Consider the following 17,995-nt stretch of genomic DNA (forward strand, 5'->3'; position numbering starts at 1 on the left):
AAGTACGTGCTCTTTCCCCTTGGCACACCTGCCAGGGGGTCACCTCTGAACGACTGGGATGTGCAGCACGTGCGTTTCCTCAACGACATCCAGCCCGCGTACGACCTGACGTACGACGACGTCTTCATGGTGCCGAGCCGCTCCGCGGTCGGCTCGCGTCAGGGCGTGGACCTCAGCTCCCCGGACGGCACGGGCACCACCATCCCGCTCGTCGTCGCCAACATGACCGCCATCGCCGGCCGCCGCATGGCCGAGACGGTGGCCCGCCGCGGCGGCCTCGTGGTGATCCCGCAGGACATCCCGATCGAGGTCGTCACCGAGGTCGTCTCCTGGGTCAAGAGCCGCCACCTGGTGCTGGACACCCCGATCGTGCTGGCCCCCCACCAGACCGTCGCCGACGCCCTCGCCCTGCTGCCCAAGCGGTCGCACAACGCCGGTGTGGTCGTCGACGAGGAGCAGCGGCCCCTCGGTGTCGTCACCGACGCCGACCTGTCCGGCGTGGACCGCTTCACGCAGCTCGAGGTCGTCATGTCCAAGGACCTGCTGCTGCTCGACGCGGACATCGACCCGCGCGAGGCCTTCAACACCCTGGACCACCACAACCGGCGCTACGCCCCGGCCGTGGACCAGGACGGGCGCCTCGCCGGCATCCTCACCCGCAAGGGCGCCCTGCGCGCCACCCTGTACACCCCGGCCGTGGACGCGAACGGCAAGCTGCGCATCGCCGCCGCCGTCGGCATCAACGGCGATGTCGCGGGCAAGGCCAAGCAGCTGCTGGACGCGGGCGTCGACACCCTCGTCATCGACACCGCGCACGGCCACCAGGAGTCGATGATCAGCGCCGTCGGGCTGGTGCGCGCGCTCGACCCGCAGGTGCCCATCGCCGCGGGCAACATCGTCGCCGCCGAGGGCGTCAAGGACCTCATCGACGCCGGCGCGGACATCATCAAGGTCGGTGTCGGCCCCGGCGCCATGTGCACCACCCGCATGATGACCGGCGTGGGCCGGCCGCAGTTCTCCGCCGTGCTGGAGTGCGCCGCCGAGGCGAAGAAGTACGGCAAGCACGTGTGGGCCGACGGCGGCATCCGCCACCCGCGCGACGTGGCCATGGCCCTCGCGGCCGGCGCGTCCAACGTCATGGTCGGCTCCTGGTTCGCCGGCACCTACGAGTCCCCGGGCGACCTCCAGCACGACGCCCAGGGCCGTGCCTACAAGGAGTCCTTCGGCATGGCCTCCGCGCGGGCCGTGCGCAACCGCACCTCCGAGGAGTCGGCCTACGACCGTGCCCGCAAGGCGCTGTTCGAGGAGGGCATCTCCACCTCCCGCATGTTCCTCGACCCGGCCCGCCCGGGCGTCGAGGACCTGATCGACTCGATCATCGCGGGTGTCCGCTCCTCCTGCACCTACGCCGGCGCCTCCAACCTGGAGGAGTTCGCCGACCGCGCGATCGTCGGCATCCAGAGCGCGGCCGGCTACGCCGAGGGCAAGCCGCTGCACGCCAGCTGGAGCTGATCCGCCAACTCCCCCGCACACGGCCCCCGTCGAAAACCGGGGGCCGTCGGCGTTCCCGGGCCGTACCGTCGTCATATGGAGATCACCGTCTGCCGGGCCGCCGACGTGGCCCTCCTCGACGAGCACCTCGGCACCCGGGGTGCGACCTCGTTCCACGCCCGGCGCTACGCACGCCAGCGGGCCGGGCAGAGCACCTATCTCGTCGCCTGGCTCGACGAACGGCCCGTCGGGCACGCGGAGATGCGCTGGATCGGCTGCGGCGCCCCCGAGGTGCGCCGGGCGGCGCCGGGCTGCCCTGAGCTCAACGGGCTGGCCGTATGGCCCGAACACCTGCGTTCCCGGGGCATCGGCAGCGCGCTGATCCGGGCCGCCGAGGAACTCGCCCGGGAACGCGGCCTGCCCCGCGCCGGCATGGGCGTCGCCCGGAACAACCCGCGCGCGGCGGCCCTGTACGCGCGGCTCGGCTACCGCCCGCTGACCGACTACCTCGACCGCTGGACGTACCAGGACGACGACGGCGCGACCCACGAGCAGGTCGACCCCTGCACCTTCCTCGTCAAGCGGCTTCCGACCTGCTGAAACGGGTGCATGTGCAATGGTCGAAACCTGCCGCGCAACGAAAACCCGTCTGACCCGCGGCAACGCAATGATCATGCGGATGCGCGCAAGGTTGCTGCATTACAGCGGCAATGCCCGGCCTCATAGAGTGTCGCGCTGTACGTGGTGTGGCGGGGACCCCGCTCGACGGTTCCCGTGGGATGGGGTGCCGCCGGTCCCCGCCCCCTGAACGGCAGCGATAAGGAGCCGCGCGTGCTCGACCAAGGCGCACCCCCGCAGAACAGCACCACCCAGACCGCCCCCGTGTCCCCGCTGGGCGGCCTCATGCGCCGCAAGCCCGTGGAGCGCCTGGTCGCCGAGGGCGGCCAGGGAGAGGGAGGCAGCCTCCGCCGCTCCCTCGGGCTGTGGCAGCTGACCATGATCAGCATCGGTGCCACCCTCGGCACCGGCATCTTCGTCGTCCTCGGCGAAGCCGTCCCCAAGGCGGGACCGGCCGTCACCCTGTCGTTCGTCATAGCCGGCCTGACGGCCCTCTTCTCGGCCCTGTCCTACGCCGAGCTCGCGGGCACCATCCCGGTCGCCGGCTCCTCCTACTCCTACGCCTACGCCACGATGGGCGAGCTGATCGCCTGGGTCTGCGGCTGGTGCCTGCTGCTGGAGTACGGCGTCTCCGTCGCCGCCGTGGCCGTCGGCTGGGGCGAGTACCTCAACGAGCTGCTGGACGGCACCCTCGGCGTGACCATCCCGGCCGCCTTCGCCAACCCGCCCGGCGTCGACGGCGGCATCTTCAACCTGCCGGCGCTGATCGTCGTCGTCCTCGCCATGGTGTTCCTGCTCGGCGGCGCCAAGGAGTCCGCGCGGGCCAACACCATCATGGTGTGCGTGAAGATCGCCGCGCTGATCCTCTTCTGCGCCATCGGCTTCATGGGCTTCAAGTCCGGCAACTACCACAACTTCATGCCGCTCGGCATGGCCGGCGTCAGCGCGGCCGGCGCCACCCTCTTCTTCTCCTACATCGGCTTCGACGCCGCCTCCACCGCCGGTGAGGAAGCCAAGAACGCCCAACGCGACCTGCCCCGCGCGATCATCCTGTCGCTGGTCATCGTGACCGCGCTGTACGTGCTGGTCGCCGCCGTCGCCGTCGGCGCGAAGCCGTGGCGGAAGTTCAACGACTCCGAGGCCGCGCTCGCCCAGATCATGACGGACGTCACCGGACAGAGCTTCTGGGGCACCCTGCTCGCCTTCTGCGCCGTCATCGCCATCGCCAGCGTCGTGCTGACCGTGCTCTACGGCCAGACCCGCATCCTCTTCGCCATGTCCCGTGACGGCCTGGTCCCCAAGATCTTCTCCAAGGTCCACCCGAAGACCGGCGCCCCGCGCGCCAACACGGTGATCGTCTCCCTGTTCTGCGGCGTCCTCGCCGCGGCGATCCCGCTCGGCCAGCTCGCCGACGCCACCAGCATCGGCACCCTCTTCGCCTTCGCTCTGGTCAACATCGCGGTCGTGGTGCTGCGCCGGACCCGCCCGGACATGAACCGCACGTTCCGCGTCCCGCTGTCCCCGGTGCTCCCGGCCCTGGGCTTCCTGTTCTGCCTCTGGATGATGGGCAGCCTGTCCGCCGTCACCTGGGTGGTCTTCGGTGTCTGGATGGCGGTCGGGCTCGTGTTCTACTTCAGTTACGGTTACCGCCGCTCCCGACTCGCCGTGCCTGACCAGAAGTGAAGTGAACAACCCGCCGTGCTGAACGATCTCGACGAACGCATCGTGCACGCCCTCGCCGAGGACGCCCGCCGCTCCTACGCGGACATCGGGCAGATCGTCGGCCTGTCCGCGCCGGCCGTCAAGCGGCGCGTGGACCGGCTGCGGGCCACCGGAGCCATCACCGGCTTCACCGTCCGCGTCGACCCGGCGGCCCTCGGCTGGGAGACCGAGGGGTTCGTCGAGATCCACTGCCGGCGCAACACCTCGCCGGACACCATCAAGCGGGGCCTGGAGCGCTACCAGGAGGTCGTGGCCGCGTCGACCGTCACCGGCGACGCGGACGCGATCGCCCAGGTCTTCGCCTCCGACATGCGCCACTTCGAACGCGTCCTGGAACGCATCGCGGGAGAGCCGTTCGTGGAACGCACCAAGTCGGTCCTGGTCCTCTCCCCGCTGCTGCGCCGCTTCTCGTCGGGCTCGCCGACGTGACGCTCCGCTGGTAGCGCCGCGGCTACCTCCTGCCCGGTCGCGCAGTTCCCCGCGCCCCTTCGGGGGCGCGGGTGCGCACGGTCGACAGCATGCGCCGTACGACGACGGCGTGTCCGCCCGAACCGATGACGAACCGCCGGTAGACGGCCCCCGCGGGACCCGGGAACCGGGCCCGCGTCACGGCCCGCACCCGGGTCACCTCCGGACCGACCGCCTCCAGCCGGAAGACGAGCGCGTACGACGCGAAGCGGTGCCGGCCGACCAGGGTCAGCTCCCGGCCGGGGTCCGCGACGGCCACCCGGAAGCCGCGCAGGGCCGACCCCTCGGCCAGAGGCCGGGCCCCGGACGCCGTGCGGTCGGCGCACCCGAGCAGCCGGACGACGCGGCCCCAGCGCCCCCCGGAACCCTCCAGTACGTCGCCCAGCGCGCGCCAGACGACGTCCGGCTCCGCGTCGACGAGCGCCGTGTGCTCGTCGACGAACGGCAGAGCGACAATCTCGGCGTGCTCCATCACAGGGCCCCTTCGCATGGCGGTCGCTTCCTCCCCGGCAGTCTCCCGCTGTGCCCCCGCGCGGCGCCTCCTCCGCCGGACGGACGCGCTCGCCCGCACGGCGGAGACGCGGGCCGGACGCCTCCTCCCCGGTAATCACCTGCACGGCCGAGCCCACCCGGCCTACCATCATTGCCATGACCTGGCGACATTGATCCCCCCGCCGCGCCTCCCGAGGGCCGCCTCGGACGCCGCACGTCCGGCGTCCGATCCGTCCCTGCGGGAAGGCCTCATGACTCACTCACGTGCGCAACGGCTTGCACTCACCCTCTACGCCTACGCATTCCTGGACGACTGCGTCCTGCTCTACCCCGTCTACGCCCTGCTCTTCACCGACACCGGCCTGTCGGTCGGCCAGGTCTCCTCCCTGTTCGTGCTCTGGTCGGCGACCGGCGTCCTGCTGGAGGTCCCCTCCGGCGCGTGGGCCGACGCGGTCTCCCGACGCCTTCTGCTGTGGCTGGGCCCGCTGCTGACGGCGGCCGGTTTCACCCTCTGGGTGCTGTACCCGGCGTACTGGTCCTTCGCGCTCGGCTTCGTCCTGTGGGGCACCCGCGGCGCCCTGGCCTCCGGGGCGCTGGAAGCCCTGATACACGACGAACTCGACCGGCTCGGCGCGGCCGAACGCTATCCCCGGCTGATGGGCCGCGCCCGGGCGGCCGGACTGCTCGGCGTGATGACCGCGACAGCTCTGGCCGGACCGGTGCTGGGGGCCGGCGGTTATCCGGCGGTCGGCGCGGCCAGCGTCCTCGCCTGTCTGCTGACGTCGGCCGTCGCCACGGGTTTCACGGAACACCGGCCGCCGGCCGCCGAGCGTGCGGAAGGCTGGTCGGCGACCCTGCGCTCCGGCGTGGCGACGGTCCGTGCCGACCACCGGGTCCGGGCAGCGGTGCTCCTGGTCCCGGCGGTGTCGGCGATCTGGGGTGCGCTCGACGAGTACACGCCGCTGCTGGTCCGCGAAACGGGGGTCCCGGACGAGACGGCGCCCTTCTTCCTCCTGCTGATCTGGGCGGGAGCCACGGCGGGCGGCCTGCTCGCCGGCCCGTGCGCCTGCCTGGCCTCCGGCGGCCTGGCGACGGTACTGGCAGCGGGGGCTCTCTGCCTTGCCGTGGGCGCCACCGCAGGCACACCGGCCGCCCTGTCCCTGATCGCCCTCGCCTTCGGCGCCTTCCAACTGACGACGGTCCTGGCCGACGCCCGCCTCCAGCAACGCCTGGACGACACCACCCGCGCGACGGTGACGTCCCTGGCGGGCCTGGGCACCGACCTGACGACGATCGCGGTCTACGGCGTGTACGCGGCACTGACGACGGGGGAGACACACCACGCCCTGGCGTTCACGGCGCTGGCGACGCCGTACCTCCTCACGTCAGCGCTCCTGTGGCGCCGCCCGGCACGACGCTGACCTGTACCCGGTGTCGGTGCCGGCCCGCCCGCGCCGTCCCCGACTCACACACGGCCGAAGGCGCGACCGCAACCGGCCACCGGACAGCAACGGGCCGCCGCAGGCAAAAAAAGGGGGCGCGGGGAACTGCGCGACCAGCCACAACGAAACCCGCACCCGACACACGACCCGGCGGCCGCAGGCACCCGCGACCAGCCACAACGAAACCCGCGGACGAAAAACGCACCCAACCGCCGGCCGGCACCACGCAACGATTCGCCACCCACCCCCCACCCCACGCAACAATCCGCTCACCGGCGCGCAACGGCTCAATCTTGTCCCGCCCGCGCAGCCGACCGTACCGTCTAGAAGGCCCCCAACCCCCTCCGTACCGGTGAGGAACACGCATGCGCACAGCCCTGCTCCAGAGCTCCGGCCGCCCCGGATCCGTCGCCGAGAACCTCAAGGTGCTCGACGACACCGCGGGCCGCGCCGCCGCCGCGGGAGCCGGGCTGCTGGCCGCGCCGGAGATGTTCCTGACCGGCTACGCGATCGGCGACGACATCGCCCGCCTCGCCGAGCCCGCCGACGGCGACTCGGCCGACGCGATCGCGGAGATCGCCACCCGGCACGGGCTGGCCATCGCCTACGGCTACCCGGAGCGCGACGGCGAAACCGTCCACAACTCCGCCCAGCTGATCGACGCCACCGGCACCCGCCGGGCGAACTACCGCAAGACCCATCTCTTCGGCTGCTTCGAGCGGGACCACTTCACCCCCGGCGACCAGCAGCTCGTCCAGGCCGAGCTGAACGGCCTCACCGTCGGCCTGCTCATCTGCTACGACGTCGAGTTCCCGGAGAACGTCCGCGCCCACGCCCTCGCCGGCACCGACCTCCTCCTCGTCCCGACGGCACAGATGCACCCCTTCCAGTTCGTCGCCGAGTCGATGATCCCGGTGCGGGCCTTCGAGAACCAGATGTACGTCGCGTACGTCAACCGGGTCGGCCAGGAGGACGAGTTCGAGTTCGTCGGCCTCTCCACCCTCGCCGGCCCCGACGGAGTCGCCCGTGCCCGCGCCGGCCGCACCGAGCAGCTGGTGTTCGCCGACGCCGACCCCGCGTTCCTGGCCGCCTCCCGCGAGAACAACCCGTACCTGAAGGACCGCCGCCCGGACCTGTACGGGTCCCTCGTCTGAGCCGACGCACAGCCCCCCGTCGAACCGAACCCCCCGAGCCTCCCCCAGTTACACCCCGCGCAAGGAGTCCGTACCCCATGACGTCCACGGTGCCCAACGCCGTCGAGCACACCGACGAGCAGCAGCCGCCGATCACCATGTTCGGCCCGGACTTCCCCTACGCCTACGACGACTTCCTGGCCCACCCGGCCGGTCTCGGCCAGGTCCCGGCGACCGAGCACGGCACCGAGGTCGCGATCATCGGCGGCGGCCTGTCCGGCATCGTCGCGGCGTACGAGCTGATGAAGATGGGCCTCAAGCCCGTCGTCTACGAGGCCGACCAGCTCGGCGGCCGGCTGCGCACCGTCGGCTTCGACGGCTGCGACGAGTCGCTGAACTGCGAGCTGGGCGCGATGCGCTTCCCGCCGTCCTCCACGGCCCTGCAGCACTACATCGACCTGGTCGGCCTGGAGACGAGGCCGTTCCCGAACCCGCTCGCCGAGGCCACTCCCTCCACCGTCGTCGACCTCAAGGGCGAGTCGCACTACGCCCAGACGATCGACGACCTGCCCCAGGTCTACCGTGACGTCGCCGAGGCCTGGAACAAGTGCCTCGAAGAGGGCGCCGACTTCTCCGACATGAACCGCGCCATGCGCGAGCGGGACGTCCCGCGCATCCGCGAGATCTGGGCGAAGCTGGTCGAGAAGCTCGACAACCAGACCTTCTACGGCTTCCTCTGCGACTCGGAGGCCTTCAAGTCCTTCCGGCACCGCGAGATCTTCGGCCAGGTCGGCTTCGGCACCGGCGGCTGGGACACCGACTTCCCGAACTCCATCCTGGAGATCCTCCGCGTCGTCTACACCGAGGCCGACGACCACCACCGCGGCATCGTCGGCGGCAGCCAGCAGCTCCCGGTCAGGCTCTGGGAGCGCGAGCCGGAGAAGATCGTCCACTGGCCGTACGGCACCTCGCTGAAGTCGCTCCACGTGGACGGCGAGCCCCGCCCGGCCGTGACCCGGCTGCACCGCACCGCGGGCAACCAGATCACCGTCACGGACGCGAACGGCGACATCCGCACCTACAAGGCGGCCATCTTCACCGCCCAGTCCTGGATGCTGCTGTCCAAGATCGCCTGCGACGACTCGCTCTTCCCGATCGACCACTGGACGGCGATCGAGCGCACCCACTACATGGAGTCCAGCAAGCTCTTCGTGCCCGTGGACCGGCCGTTCTGGCTGGACAAGGACGAGGAGACCGGCCGGGACGTCATGTCGATGACGCTCACCGACCGCATGACCCGCGGCACCTACCTGCTGGACAACGGTCCTGACCAGCCCGCCGTCATCTGCCTGTCCTACACCTGGTGCGACGACAGCCTGAAGTGGCTGCCGCTGTCCGCGAACGAGCGGATGGAGGTCATGCTGAAGTCGCTCGGCGAGATCTACCCGAAGGTCGACATCAGGAAGCACATCATCGGCAACCCGGTGACGGTCTCCTGGGAGAACGAGCCCTACTTCATGGGCGCGTTCAAGGCCAACCTGCCCGGCCACTACCGCTACCAGCGGCGCCTGTTCACGCACTTCATGCAGGACCGGCTGCCCGAGGACAAGCGCGGCATCTTCCTCGCCGGCGACGACATCTCCTGGACGGCAGGCTGGGCCGAGGGCGCCGTCCAGACCGCGCTGAACGCGGTCTGGGGTGTCATGCACCACTTCGGCGGTACGACGGACGCGACGAACCCCGGCCCGGGCGACGTCTACGACGAGATCGCTCCCGTCGAACTCCCCGAGGACTGAGCGCGGTTCACGGCCGGACTCACAGCCCGGCCGCCCGCGCCTTCTCGTAGACCTCCGCGGCGACGTCCTTCAGCTCCCGGGCGTCGCGCGGAGTCGTCTGCAGGTCGATCAGGACCTCGTCCATGCCGACCTCGGCGAACGCCGCGAGGTCGGTCACGATCTGCTCGGCGTTGCCCTGGAAGGGCATGCGGTCGTCGCCGTCGTACGCCTTGGCGCTGTACATCGCGTTCACCCGCGGCACCCGCAGGATCGGCTGGCTGCGGCCCCGCTCGGCGGCGATGTCCTGGAGCTGGTTCCACCCGGTGGCGTAGGCGTCGACGCCCATGGCGACCGGGATCCAGCCGTCGGCGCGGTCCACGACCCGCGTCAGTGCCTTCTTGGTGGCCGCGCCCACCAGGATCGGGATCGGCCGGGCCGGCTTGGGGCCGACGACGGCCCCGTCGAGCTTGGTGATCCGGCCGTCGTAGCTCACCGGGTCCGGGCCCCACACCGCCCGGCACACGTCGATCACCTCGTCCAGCACCTGGCCGCGCTCCTCGTAGGGCCGTACGCTCGCGGCGGCGAACTCGTCGGTCGACCAGCCGGTGCCGAGGCCGGCGATCACCCGGCCGCCGCTCGCCGCGTCCAGCGAGGCCAGGGCCTTGGCGAGCTGGAACGGTCCGTGCAGTGGCGCGACGAGGATGCCCGAGCCCAGCCGGACCCGTTCGGTGACCGCCGCGGCCAGGGTCAGCGTGACCAGCGGGTGGGCCATCCCGCGGTAGAAGTCGGGCCAGGGCAGGCCGGGGATGCCGTACAGGCCCTGGGTGGGGTTTTCCGGGACCAGGGCCCGCTCGTACACCCACAGGCTGTCGTATCCGATCTGCTCGGCGGTACGCGCCACGTCGGTGACGTCCTTGGCGAGGTCGTACTGCCGGTGCTGGGGAAGACCGAGTCCGAGTCGGATGGCCATGACTGATTGCTCCTTCGCGATCGGGCCCCATCGGCCAACGTACAGCGGCCGACGGGCCCACACCCGTCAGGCCACGCTCGGCCGGGAGGGCCGTACCCCCGTCGTGCCACGCTCAGGCGGGCAGCGGGGTGAGCAGCATGCGGCCCGCGAAGCCCACCCCCGCGTCGAGGCGGTCGGCGAACTCCCCGGCCAGTTCGGGCAGCAGGCGCAGCGCCCACAGGGCTCGCGCCGCCGACCACGCGGCGTCCCGGGCCCGCTCCAGGCTCCAGGAGCCGAGCAGATGGGTGAGCGGGTCGGCGATCTGCAGCAGGTCGGGGCCCGGCATCAGCTCTTCGCGGATGCGCTCCTCCAGCGACACGAGGACATCACCCACCCGGTCGTACTCGTCCTCCAGCTCGGCCGGAGCGCAGCCGAGGCCACGGCAGGCGTCCACCACGGCGAGCGCCAGGTCGTGGCCGATGTGCGCGTTGATGCCCGCGAGGGCGAACTGCAGCGGCCGTACCCCGGGATGGCGGCGGAACTGCAGCAGCGGGCGCCAGCACGCCGGTGCCCGGCGGTCCGGTCCGTCCGCCTCGACCGCCGTGAGATACCGCTCGGCGAACAGCACGTCCAGCGTGACCGCGGCTCGCCGGTCCGGGAAGACACCGGTGTCGATCCGCCGGTCGACCTCCTCGGTGACGGCGAGGTAGACGCGGTTGAACACCCCCACGCCGTCCCACGCGGGCAGGGCCGCGTCCAGGGCGCGCATGCGGGAGACCACCGCGTCGACGGGAGTGGTGAACTGTTCCAACTGCGCCATGGAGGCAGGGTCCCAGTCCTGGGCCCGCCGGAGCGCCGGCGGGCCGCTGCTTCCCCAGAACGGGGGAACGGGCCCGCCGGGCACGGCGCGCCTGCCGCGGGGGAGCGGCCGCGGAGAAGCGCGCCCGGTTCATGTCCCCGGCTCATGTGCCGGCGGCTCACCGCGCGCCGGGCCGCATGCCCACCCCGCGCACGTTCCTCCCGTCGTACGCCTACGACTCGGCGCGCTGAGAGTCGTCGTGGCCCTCGGTGTCGTAGGAGCTGGTGCCCTCGTCGAGCAGGGGCTGCCGGCTCTTGAGGTGGGCGGGGGCGAAGGCGCGCAGCGCGTGGTAGCCGGTGATGACGACGAGCGTGCCGAGCGCGATGCCGCTGAGCGAGAAGGTGCCGGTGAACTTCATCGTCACGTTGCCGACGCCGATGATGATGCCCGCGGCGGCCGGGACGAGGTTGAGCGGGTTGCGCAGGTCGACCCCGGCGTTGAGCCAGATCTGCGCGCCGAGCAGGCCGATCATGCCGTACAGGATGACGGTGATGCCGCCGAGCACGCCGCCGGGGATCGCGGCGACGATCGCGCCGAACTTCGGGCACAGGCCGAACAGCAGGGCGAAGCCGGCGGCGGCCCAGTAGGCGGCCGTGGAGTAGACGCGGGTGGCGGCCATCACGCCGATGTTCTCGGAGTAGGTGGTGTTGGGCGGGCCGCCGACCGCGGTGGACAGCATCGAACCGATGCCGTCGGCGGAGATGGCGGTGCCCAGCTTGTCGTCGAGCCGCTCGCCGGTCATCTCGCCGACCGCCTTGACGTGCCCGGCGTTCTCCGCGACCAGCGCGATGACGACCGGCAGCGCGACCAGGATCGCCGACCACTGGAAGGTGGGGCCGTGGAAGGACGGCAGGCCGACCCAGTCCGCCTTGTGGACGCCGGAGAGGTCCAGACGCCAGTGGTCGGTGAGCCTGCCGCTCGCGTCCACGGAGTGGATCTTGCCGAAGATCCGGTCGAAGAGCCAGGAGATGCCGTAGCCGAAGACCAGGCCGAGGAAGATGGCGACGCGGGACCAGAAGCCGCGCAGGCCGACCACGGCCAGACCGGTGAACAGCATCACCAGCAGCGCGGTCCACTGGTCCTGCGGCCAGTATGTCGAGGCGGTGACCGGGGCGAGGTTGAAGCCGATCAGCATCACCACCGCGCCGGTCACGATCGGCGGCATCGCCGCGTGGATGATCCGTGCGCCGAACTTCTGCACCGCGAGCCCGACCAGGAACAGCAGGACGCCGACCACGAACACTGCGCCGGTGACCGTGGCGCTGGTGCCGCCCTGGGCGCGGATGACGGCGGCGACGCCCACGAACGACAGCGAGCAGCCGAGGTAGCTGGGCACCCGGCCGCGGGTGGCGAGCAGGAACACCACGGTCGCGATGCCCGACATCATGATCGCCAGGTTCGGGTCGAGCCCCATCAGCACGGGCGCCACGAAGGACGCGCCGAACATCGCCACCACGTGCTGGGCGCCGAGGCCGATCGTGCGCGGCCAGGAGAGCCGTTCGTCGGGCCGGACCACCGCTCCGGGGGCCGGGGTGCGTCCGTCGCCGTGCAGTTTCCAGCGGACGCCGAGATCCATGGTGGCTTTCGCTTTCGTCGTGGGGGTGGGGGCCACCGACCATTGTCCCCGGTCACGAGAGGTGCTGAGCGTCCGCTTAGGATGGAATGGTTGAACCGTCCACCACAGGAGACCCACCCGTGACCGCAGAAGCCCCGATCGCCCCCGCCCTGTCGTACGGCCGGCTGATCCCCGTCACCGTCCACTTCGACGACCTGGACGCGCTCGGACTGCTGCACAACGCCCGCTACCCGCTGATGGTCGAGCGGGCCTGGGCCGAGCTGTGGCAGGAGTACGGCTTCCGCTTCGAGGGCGACTGGGCCGCGGCCGGCGACGCCTGCAACGCCGTCAGGGAACTGCGCATCACCTACGAGGCCCCGGTCACCCGGCCCGGCACCTACGCCGTCCACCTCTGGCTCGAGCGGCTCGGCACCACCGGCCTCACGTACGGCTTCCGCTTCTGCTCGGCCGACGGGGCGACGACGTACGCGCACGGCAGCCGGGTGCTGGTCCGGCTCGACGCGGACACGCTGCGCCCGGCGCCGTGGAGCGAGACGTTCAGGGCCGCGGGTCGGGAACTGCTGCGTCCGACGGACGGCTGACCGTCGGACGGTTGCGGTCACCCGCCCGCAGCACTCCGGCGAACGCGGCGAGACCGCAGGCCAGCAGGGTCACCAGACCGAACGACACCACCAGGCTGGTCGCCTGGGCCAGCCCGCCGATGGCGCTCGGCGCGACCAGCCCCGAGGTGTAGGTGATGGTCGCGACGCCCGCGATGGCCTGGCTCGGATTCGGGCCGCTGCGGCCCGCCGCGGCGAAGCACAGCGGTACGACGACCGCGATGCCGAGGCCCATCAGCGCGAACCCGGCCATCGCCGCGGCCGGCTGGCGGGAGACGACGATGAGCAGCCCGCCGAGCACGGCGAGGACACCGCCCGCCCGGACCGTGCGCACCGAGCCGTAGCGGTCGACGACCTTGTCGCCGGCGATCCGGGCCACCGCCATGGTCAGAGTGAAGCCCGTCGTGCACGCCGCGGCGAGTCCGGCCGAGGTCTCCAGACGGTCCCGCAGATAGACCGCCGACCAGTCCAGGCTCGCCCCCTCGGCGAACACCGCGCAGAACCCGACCGCGCCGATCAGCAGCGCGGACCTCGGCGGCAGCGTGAACCGCGGCGGCGGCTCCTCGTCCTCGGCCGGCTGCAGGTCCAGCACCCAGGTGCAGGCCCCGATCCCGAGCACGGTCAGCACGGCCGCCGCGAGCGTGTGGTGCAGCCGGGCGTCGGCGCCCAGGTGCGCGGCCAGCGTCCCCGCGGCCGAGCCGACCAGCGCGCCCGCGCTCCACATGCCGTGCAGCCCCGACATGATCGAGCGCCCGAGCCGGTTCTCCACCTCGACGCCGAGCGCGTTCATCGCCACGTCGGCCATGCCGGCGGTCGCGCCGAAGACGAACAGCGCCAGACACAGCGTCAGCAGGTTCGGGGCGAGGGACGGCAGCGTGAGCGACAGCGTCCACAGGGCGATCAGCCCGCGCAGCGCGTTGCGGGCGCCGAGGGTGTGGCTGATGCGGCCCGCGAGCGGCATGGCCAGGGACGCGCCGAGCGCCGGGAAGGCGAGCGCGAGGCCCAGTTGGCCCGCGCTCACCGCGGCATGCTCCTGGATCCACGGCACCCGCGTCGCGAACGAGCCGGTCACCGCGCCGTGCACGGCGAACACGGCGGCCACGGCGTACCGGGCCCGCCGCACGGCGCGCTGGTCGTAGGACACTGCCTTCATTCTCCCGCCCCTCCCGGACATGCGTCGTCGCCCCGCCGCGCGGCAGCGGTGCCGCGGTCGTGCCGCAGCAAACTATCAGGAACCCTGCCTGATAGATAGCGGATAAGATGCGCCCATGCCCGCATCACCGCGCACTGCCCGGGCCATCAACGACCGGCTCGCCCTGCGGCTGCTTCAGCACGAGGGCCCGCTCACGGCCGGCCGGCTGAAGGAGCTGACCGGCCTGTCCCGGCCCTCGGTCGCCGACCTCGTCGAGCGCCTGACGGCCTCCGGCCTGATCACCGTCGTCGGCGAGGCCGGGGAGCAACGCCGCGGCCCCAACGCCAAGCTGTACGGCATCGTCGCCGGCCGCGCCCACCTCGCCGCGCTCGACGTGCGCACCGAGGGCGTCGCCGTCCTCGTCTCCGACCTGGTGGGCCGCGTCCTCGCCGAGGCGTCCGCGCCGATCGGCGGCGAGAGCGGCACGGGCCCGGCGGTGGAGCAGGCGGTCGCCCTCGTCGAGCGCACGGTCAAGGAGGCGGGCGCCGACCGGCTGCACACCGTCGGCATCGGCGCGCCCGGCCTGATCGACCCGGCCACCGGTGAACTCCGGGACTCCAGCGGCCTGCCCGCATGGCACCGCCGCCTGGTCGCCGCCCTCCAGGAGCGCCTGCCCGACGCCCGCGTCAGCGTCGAGAACGAGACCAACCTCGCCGCCTTGGCCGAGCAGCGCGACGGCGCCGCCCGTGACCGGGACACCTTCGTCCTGCTCTGGCTCGGCCACGGCACCGGCGCCGCCGTGGTCCTCGACGGGGCCCTGCGCCGGGGCGCCTCCGGCGGCACCGGGGAGATCGGCTTCCTGCCGGTGCCGGGAACGGCGGGACTGCCGTCGGCGACGGCCTGCGACGGAGGGTTCCACTCGCTGGCGGGCGCGGCGGCGGTCGCCGGGCTGGCGGCGGAGCACGGGCTGAGCGGCACTCCGCGGGAGGGCGAACCGGTGGGCGCGGCGGTGGTGCGCGCCGCGGTGGCGGTCTCCCGGCAGGCCGCCGCCCCCGGGGACGCCGACCGCTTCCTCGACGCGCTCGCCGGGCGGATCGCTATCGGCGCCGCCTCCGTCGTGGCCGTCCTCGACCCCGGGTGCCTCGTCCTCGGCGGTGAGCTGGGGCAGGCCGGCGGGGACGCCCTGGCGCGGCGCGTGCAGGAACGGCTGGACGCGATGTCACCGCTGCCCACCCAGGTCCGGCCGAGCACGCTCGGCGGCGGCGCCGTGCTGCGCGGCGCGCTGCTGACGGCCCGGGAACGCGCACAGGACGAGCTGTTCGCCGGGCCGCAGGGGTAGTCGCTCGCCGGACCGCAGAGGTATTCGTCCGCCGGCCCGCGGGATTCGCTGGGCCGCAGGGACAGCTGCTGGCCGGGGCGCGGCGCAGTGGGTGGTCCCCGGCCCGGCCGGAACGGGACCGCCTCAGCGGGCCGGCGCGTCGCCGAATCGCTTCGCCAGGTACGCCTCGAACGTGCCCTCGCCCACGGCCTGTTCCGGCGCCAGGTGACCACCGGCCCGGAACGCCCGGTACGCCGCGCCCCACAGCCGTACCGGAATCATGAGCCGCCGCCGGCCCGTCGCCCTCAGCCAGGCGCGGGCCAGCGACTCCAGGGTGCGCACCTCGGGGCCGCCCATGTCCGCGACCCGGCCCGCCGGCGCGCCGAGGGCCAGCTCGGTCAGCCGGTCGGCGACCTCCGCCACCTCGATCGGCTGGTCGCTCACCGCGGCGGGCATCAGCATCACCGGGGACCGCCCCAGCGTCCGGAGCACCTGCACGACCAGATCGTGGAACTGCGTCGTGCGCAGGATCGTCCACCCGAGGCCGGATTCCTCCACCAGCTTCTCCACCGCGAGCTTGGACCGGTAGTAGGCGAACGGCACCCGGTCGACACCGACGATCGAGATGTACACCAGGTGCCCCACACCGGCCCGCCGCGCCGCCGCGATCAGGTTCCCGGCCGCGCGCTCGTCGCCGCGCGGGCTGGTCGCGCAGTGGACGATCGTGTCCACGCCCGCCACGGCCGCGTCCAGTCCGGGACCGCCCTCGCGCAGATCGGCGGCGTACGGCTGTGTGTGCCGGCTGAGCACCCGCACCTCGTGGCCGCCCGCGCGCAGCCGCTCGGTGACGAGCCGGCCGAGGGTACCCGTACCGCCGGTCACCAGGATCGTGGTCATGCTGTTCAGCTCCTTCATGGCGCCGGGCGCTCCCGAGCGGAGCGCCCCTCACCAGCTGGGACCGGACAGCCCGCGAGAATGTGACAGGCTCCTACGACCGGCCGAGCTGACGACGTACGAATTCCAGTTTGTCCGGGTTCATCACCGTCCACGCTTCCCTGATCAGGCCATCGCGGTACTCGAAGGCGACCACCCCGTACAGCGTGTCGCCGGCCCGCAGGAGCACCGCGTCCGCGCCGTTGATCTCGGCGACCGCGAAGTCCAGATCCGCCCCGTACTTCTGGTGGATGCCCAGCAGGAAGCGCAGGACCTTCTCCCGGCCCTGGACCGGCCGCAGGGCCGCCCTGACCTTGCCGCCCCCGTCGCTCCACCAGGTCACCTCGTCGGCGAGCAGTTTCTCCAGCCCTGCGAGGTCACCGTTGCGGGCGGCGGAGAGGAACGAGGCGACCAGCTCGCGCTGCCGGTCGGGCGCCGGCCGGAACCGGCTCTCGGCCGACTCCAGCCGCGTGAGCGCCCGCCGGTGCAGCTGACGGCAGTTGGCCTCGCTCAGGTCCAGTACGTCCGCGATCTCCCGGTGGCCGTAGCCGAACGCCTCGCGCAGCACGTACACCGCCCGCTCGGTCGGCGTGAGCCGCTCCAGCAGCACCAGCAGCGCCACGGACACCGCGTCGCGCTGCTCGGCGGACTCCAGCGGGCCGAGGGTGCCGTCCACGGTGACGACGGGCTCCGGCAGCCAGGTGCCGACGTAGCTCTCGCGCCGCGCCCGGGCGGACGTCAGGCGGTTGAGGCAGAGGTTGGTGACGACCTTGGCGAGCCAGGCCCCGGGATGCGTGATCCCGGCGCGGTCGGCGCCGCTGAACCGAAGGTAGGCGTCCTGGACGGTGTCCTCGGCCTCTTCGGCGGACCCGAGCATGCGGTAGGCCAGACCGAACAGACGGGGGCGGTGGGTCTCGAACTCCTCGGCGAGCGCGGTCGACATGCCCTCACCCTGCCAGACGGCCCGCCGCCCGGACACGGGAGGACCCGGCGGCGGGCAAGGGCCGTCGTCACCACCGCCGGGCCCGTCTGTGGGGGCGACCCGGCGGGCCCGTGGTCCTGGGCCGGGCCGGTCCCGACGGCGGCAACGCGGCCCGGCTGCCGGGAAGTTGCGCCGACCATAAGGAGGACTAGACCAATGTGTCAACAGGTATGGGCCAATGAGTCGTCCGGTCGTCCTGTGAGCCACTCCACACACCTCACCCGCATGGACGAGTACCAGCCGTGGCACACTGGCCCTGTACCTAAAGCAGCGCACTCCGGGGTCGGTGAAAGTCCGAACCGGCGGTTACAGTCCGCGACCCGGTCACCTCCAGTGACCGGTTGACCAGGTGAAATTCCTGGACCGACGGTTAAAGTCCGGATGGGAGGCAGTGCGCGGCGGGCGGGCATCCATGCGCGCCGCCGTATCAGCTCGTCCACGCGGACGAGTCCGTCCGGCGTCGCCCCCGGTGTCCCTGCCCGTGGTCTCTGTCGTCATCGACAGCC

16 protein-coding genes and 1 riboswitch are annotated in these 17,995 nt (G+C 72.3%); of the genes, 9 read left to right on the forward strand and 7 right to left on the reverse strand.

The window, feature by feature from the left end; translation table 11 throughout:
• Positions 1 to 69: 69 nt before the first annotated feature.
• From ACF1GV_RS35110 to ACF1GV_RS35125, 4 genes are all read left to right on the forward strand, one after another.
• A complete protein-coding gene (locus tag ACF1GV_RS35110) occupies positions 70 to 1,512 on the forward strand; it encodes a GuaB1 family IMP dehydrogenase-related protein (protein WP_391689414.1) in 1,443 nt (480 codons plus the stop codon).
• Between the two features lie 75 nt (positions 1,513 to 1,587).
• The gene (locus tag ACF1GV_RS35115; protein ID WP_391689202.1) at positions 1,588 to 2,091 is read left to right on the forward strand and encodes a GNAT family N-acetyltransferase; all 504 of its coding nucleotides are present in this window, start codon (positions 1,588 to 1,590) and stop codon (positions 2,089 to 2,091) included.
• Between the two features lie 231 nt (positions 2,092 to 2,322).
• A complete protein-coding gene (locus tag ACF1GV_RS35120; RefSeq protein ID WP_391689204.1) occupies positions 2,323 to 3,792 on the forward strand; it encodes an amino acid permease in 1,470 nt (489 codons plus the stop codon).
• Positions 3,793 to 3,807: 15 nt separating this feature from the next.
• Positions 3,808 to 4,260 carry an Lrp/AsnC family transcriptional regulator gene (locus tag ACF1GV_RS35125; RefSeq protein ID WP_391689207.1) on the forward strand — a complete coding sequence of 151 codons (453 nt, stop codon included), beginning with the start codon at positions 3,808 to 3,810 and terminating at the stop codon, positions 4,258 to 4,260.
• Between the two features lie 22 nt (positions 4,261 to 4,282).
• Here the strand turns inward: ACF1GV_RS35125 and ACF1GV_RS35130 are convergent, their stop codons facing one another.
• Positions 4,283 to 4,771, reverse strand: a complete 489-nt coding sequence (locus ACF1GV_RS35130; protein ID WP_391689210.1) for a hypothetical protein — start codon at positions 4,769 to 4,771, stop codon at positions 4,283 to 4,285.
• A 271-nt stretch (positions 4,772 to 5,042) separates the two neighbouring features.
• Between ACF1GV_RS35130 and ACF1GV_RS35135 the strand changes: the two genes are divergently transcribed.
• The 3 genes from ACF1GV_RS35135 (at position 5,043) to ACF1GV_RS35145 (ending at position 9,162) form a co-directional block, all read left to right on the forward strand.
• Positions 5,043 to 6,212 (forward strand): MFS transporter, encoded by a 1,170-nt coding sequence (locus ACF1GV_RS35135; protein WP_391689213.1) that lies wholly within the window; start codon positions 5,043 to 5,045, stop codon positions 6,210 to 6,212.
• A 386-nt stretch (positions 6,213 to 6,598) separates the two neighbouring features.
• The gene (locus tag ACF1GV_RS35140; RefSeq protein ID WP_391689216.1) at positions 6,599 to 7,387 is read left to right on the forward strand and encodes a carbon-nitrogen hydrolase family protein; all 789 of its coding nucleotides are present in this window, start codon (positions 6,599 to 6,601) and stop codon (positions 7,385 to 7,387) included.
• A 77-nt stretch (positions 7,388 to 7,464) separates the two neighbouring features.
• Positions 7,465 to 9,162 (forward strand): flavin monoamine oxidase family protein, encoded by a 1,698-nt coding sequence (locus tag ACF1GV_RS35145; protein WP_391689219.1) that lies wholly within the window; start codon positions 7,465 to 7,467, stop codon positions 9,160 to 9,162.
• A gap of 19 nt (positions 9,163 to 9,181) precedes the next feature.
• On the opposite strand, the gene ACF1GV_RS35150 is transcribed toward ACF1GV_RS35145, so the two are convergent.
• The 3 genes from ACF1GV_RS35150 to ACF1GV_RS35160 form a co-directional block, all read right to left on the reverse strand.
• Positions 9,182 to 10,111, reverse strand: a complete 930-nt coding sequence (locus tag ACF1GV_RS35150; protein WP_391689222.1) for an LLM class F420-dependent oxidoreductase — start codon at positions 10,109 to 10,111, stop codon at positions 9,182 to 9,184.
• Positions 10,112 to 10,223: 112 nt separating this feature from the next.
• Entirely contained in the window at positions 10,224 to 10,910 is a 687-nt protein-coding gene (locus tag ACF1GV_RS35155; protein ID WP_391689225.1) for a DUF5995 family protein, read from the reverse strand.
• A 211-nt stretch (positions 10,911 to 11,121) separates the two neighbouring features.
• Positions 11,122 to 12,525, reverse strand: coding sequence for a uracil-xanthine permease family protein (locus tag ACF1GV_RS35160; RefSeq protein WP_391689228.1), 1,404 nt, complete (start codon positions 12,523 to 12,525; stop codon positions 11,122 to 11,124).
• Positions 12,526 to 12,644: 119 nt separating this feature from the next.
• Here ACF1GV_RS35160 and ACF1GV_RS35165 point away from each other — a divergent pair, with 119 nt between their 5' ends.
• Positions 12,645 to 13,106: an acyl-CoA thioesterase gene (locus ACF1GV_RS35165; protein ID WP_391689231.1), complete on the forward strand. Its 462-nt coding sequence runs from the start codon at positions 12,645 to 12,647 to the stop codon at positions 13,104 to 13,106.
• Here ACF1GV_RS35165 and ACF1GV_RS35170 read toward each other — a convergent pair.
• A complete protein-coding gene (locus ACF1GV_RS35170; RefSeq protein WP_391689234.1) occupies positions 13,063 to 14,277 on the reverse strand; it encodes an MFS transporter in 1,215 nt (404 codons plus the stop codon). The two genes, ACF1GV_RS35165 and ACF1GV_RS35170, sit on opposite strands and share 44 nt — an antisense overlap.
• Positions 14,278 to 14,392: 115 nt before the next feature.
• Between ACF1GV_RS35170 and ACF1GV_RS35175 the strand changes: the two genes are divergently transcribed.
• Positions 14,393 to 15,595, forward strand: coding sequence for an ROK family transcriptional regulator (locus tag ACF1GV_RS35175; protein WP_391689237.1), 1,203 nt, complete (start codon positions 14,393 to 14,395; stop codon positions 15,593 to 15,595).
• A gap of 123 nt (positions 15,596 to 15,718) precedes the next feature.
• On the opposite strand, the gene ACF1GV_RS35180 is transcribed toward ACF1GV_RS35175, so the two are convergent.
• Both ACF1GV_RS35180 and ACF1GV_RS35185 read right to left on the reverse strand, forming a co-directional pair.
• On the reverse strand, positions 15,719 to 16,471 hold the full coding sequence (locus tag ACF1GV_RS35180; RefSeq protein WP_391689239.1) for an SDR family oxidoreductase: 753 nt from the start codon (positions 16,469 to 16,471) through the stop codon (positions 15,719 to 15,721).
• Between the two features lie 91 nt (positions 16,472 to 16,562).
• The gene (locus ACF1GV_RS35185; protein ID WP_391689242.1) at positions 16,563 to 17,450 is read right to left on the reverse strand and encodes an RNA polymerase sigma-70 factor; all 888 of its coding nucleotides are present in this window, start codon (positions 17,448 to 17,450) and stop codon (positions 16,563 to 16,565) included.
• A 307-nt stretch (positions 17,451 to 17,757) separates the two neighbouring features.
• A riboswitch (FMN riboswitch) is annotated at positions 17,758 to 17,888 on the forward strand.
• Positions 17,889 to 17,995: the final 107 nt, after the last annotated feature.

Source organism: Streptomyces sp. NPDC014006 (genome assembly GCF_043088925.1).
Taxonomy (GTDB): Bacteria; Actinomycetota; Actinomycetes; order Streptomycetales; family Streptomycetaceae; genus Streptomyces.